The organism is Pantoea sp. LS15, assembly GCF_012241585.1.
In the GTDB taxonomy this organism is placed as follows: Bacteria; Pseudomonadota; Gammaproteobacteria; order Enterobacterales; family Enterobacteriaceae; genus Enterobacter.
Genome location: NZ_JAAVXA010000013.1, coordinates 134,920 through 135,153 on the forward strand (window position 1 = coordinate 134,920; position 234 = coordinate 135,153).

Here is a 234-nt window from a genome sequence, read left to right on the forward strand (position 1 = left end):
AAATCTGTATCAGAGCTGAAATTTGATTGTCTGTCTCTCGTCCGCCGAAACAGCTTCGGCGTTGTAAGGTTAAGCCTCACGGTTCATTAGTATCGGTTAGCTCAACGCATCGCTGCGCTTACACACCCGACCTATCAACGTCGTAGTCTTCAACGTTCCTTCAGGACCCTTAAAGGGTCAGGGAGAACTCATCTCGGGGCAAGTTTCGTGCTTAGATGCTTTCAGCACTTATCT

At 48.3% G+C, this 234-nt stretch carries 1 rRNA gene; it reads right to left on the reverse strand.

The window, feature by feature from the left end:
* Positions 1-65: 65 nt before the first annotated feature.
* Positions 66-234, reverse strand: a 23S ribosomal RNA gene (locus HED65_RS17865); the annotation flags it as partial.